This window comes from Thermococcus sp. (genome assembly GCF_027066465.1).
Lineage (GTDB): Archaea > Methanobacteriota_B > Thermococci > Thermococcales > Thermococcaceae > Thermococcus.
Genome location: NZ_JAMONU010000102.1, coordinates 1 through 2,304 on the forward strand (window position 1 = coordinate 1; position 2,304 = coordinate 2,304).

2 protein-coding genes and 1 pseudogene are annotated in these 2,304 nt (G+C 54.3%); all 3 read left to right on the top strand.

Translation table 11 applies throughout. From position 1 onward, the window contains the following. Positions 1-729 (top strand): annotated as a pseudogene (locus tag MVK46_RS04795) (RNA-guided endonuclease InsQ/TnpB family protein); the annotation flags it as partial. A 57-nt stretch (positions 730-786) separates the two neighbouring features. Next, positions 787-1,899: a tetratricopeptide repeat protein gene (locus MVK46_RS04800; RefSeq protein ID WP_297535509.1), complete on the top strand. Its 1,113-nt coding sequence runs from the start codon at positions 787-789 to the stop codon at positions 1,897-1,899. Continuing rightward, positions 1,826-2,304 (top strand): tRNA-binding protein (locus MVK46_RS04805; protein ID WP_297535510.1); only part of this gene is annotated, 479 nt, incomplete at its 3' end. The genes MVK46_RS04800 and MVK46_RS04805, both read left to right, overlap by 74 nt.

Here is a 2,304-nt window from a genome sequence, read left to right on the forward strand (position 1 = left end):
GGCTGGTTAGAACGCCGAAGGGAGTCTTCCTAAACGTCGTCTTCTCGAAGGAAGTTGAAGTTAAAGAGCCTAATGCTTTTGTTGGCGTGGATTTGAACGAGAACAACGTAACGCTTTCCCTTCCTAACGGCGAGTTTTTCCAAATCATTACTCACGAGCGGGAGGTTAGGACAGGCTACTTCGTGAAGAGGAGAAGAATACAACAGAAAATCAGGGCTGGAAAGAGACGAAAAGAACTCCTCGAAAAATACGGGCGGAGGGAGAAGAACAGGCTGAACGACCTTTACCATAAGCTGGCTAATAAAATCGTTGAGCTGGCGGAAAAATATGGTGGGATTGCTCTTGAGGATTTGACGGAAATCAGAGATTCGATTAGGTATTCTGCTGAGATGAACGGTAGGCTTCACCGTTGGAGTTTTCGCAAACTTCAGTCAATCATCGAATACAGGGCTAAACTGAGGGGTGTTAGGGTTGTTTTTGTGAATCCTGCTTACACTTCTTCCTTGTGCCCGGTATGTGGGGGTAAGTTAAGCCCGAATGGGCACGGTTTTGAAGTGCTCAAACTGTGGTTTTGAAGCCGACCGTGATGTGGTCGGCCCTTGGAATATTCGTTTGAGAGCCTTGAAGATGTGGGGAGTTTCCGTTCCCCCCGAAAGCCCCACGATGAAGGTGGGAGTGGGGAAGGTTAGCCGTAACGACGTTTACGAACTTTACACGAGTTACGGCTAACCAGAACGGTAACCCTTTTTAGGTTTTGACCCCTATCTTAATCGTCCGGTGGTTTCTGTGGAGGCGGTAAGGGAGAGGCTTAACGCCGGTGACTTCAAGGGGGCTTTGAGAAGGGCAAAGCTGATTCCTGACCCAATTAAGAGGCTAATAGCCCTGTCCTCAATCATGACCGAGTTTCCGCGCGAGGAGGTTCTCTCCGAGATGCTCGAGACCGTTGAATCGGTGCCCGGAACCGCAGAGAGGGCCGTAGCGTATTCAATAATCGGGAGGGCTTTCTACATTCTTGACAGAGAGAAAGGCGGTTCCTTCTACTTCGATAGGGCCGTGTCACTCGCCAAGGCCATTCCAACTCCCATGCTCAGGGGGGAAGTCCTGGCGGGAATAGCGAGAAACCTCGTCCTGGCGGACCGCTACACCGACGCCTACATACTCTTCAGCGAGGCGGTGGAGGAAATCCAGCGTGCGAGGGGACTCTCTTCGCGGGCGCTTGAAACGTTGCTCCGGGTAGCGAGGCTCATCGAGAAGAGCGCCGACGAGATTCCCAACGAGAAAGCCCTGGACTTCTACCGACTCGCCCGCGACATCTACGACTCCCTCTTCTTCAAGCTCCAGGCCAAACACCTCTCCGACAAGATTGCGCTCATCGAAGACATTCTCAAGCATGGCAGGGACGTTGTCACCGAGCTGATAGAGAAAGGCGACGTCGAGAGGGCCATCGAGGTGATGCGCTTCCTCCCGCTGGAGGACAGAGCTGTCGAGATGCTCCACCTGAGCTACTGGCTCTTCCTCCACGAGAGGCCCTACCTTGCGAGAAAGGTCTTCAACGACGCTCTCGATTTAATCCTCGTCGGCAAGTTCCAGCCGAGGGACGGCGAGATTTTCTCGATAGCCAGGAAGATGCTCAAAATCGGCCGTCTTGAAGAGCCCCTAATCCTAGCCGGCGTCATCAGGGACGTGGGGCTGTCATCGGAGCTCCTCGGCGAGGTGGCCCTCGCCTACTCCCGGAAGGACCCGGCGAGGGCGCGCTCGATAGCTGAGGGGATACGGGACGAAAGCGTTAAGAGACGGGTTTTGAATGCCCTCGAGGGTGGTGAAGATGTGGGACACGAGCAAGGACTACCGCTTACTGGTGGCGGAGAAGGCGATAGAGCTCTTCCTGAAGACGGTTGAAGGGGCGAAGTTTAAGGGTCACTGGGACAAGAAGAAAGCGATAAAGCTCGGCAGGGAGATGCTCCCGGAGATACAGGCGATGCGCTACAGCTACCTCGACCCGAAGGAGCTGAGTGAGACACCCCAGATGAAGGCCCTGAAGGAGAAGGCCCTCGGAATAATCGAGGCGCTTGGCGGAGAGGACTGGCACCACAAGTTCATAAGCAACGCCTCAAAGGACGAGCGCGAGAAGGTCGAGGAGCAGGTTGCGAAGATTCGCTTCTTCCTGAACACGATACTCGGCCTCGACAAAAGGCTTGCCCTCGGAAAGATAAACGACCCGGTCATAGCCGTTGATATAAAGGTCGGTGAGGTTATGAGCGTCGCCAAGCATCCCAACGCCGACAGGCTTCTCGTCACCAACGT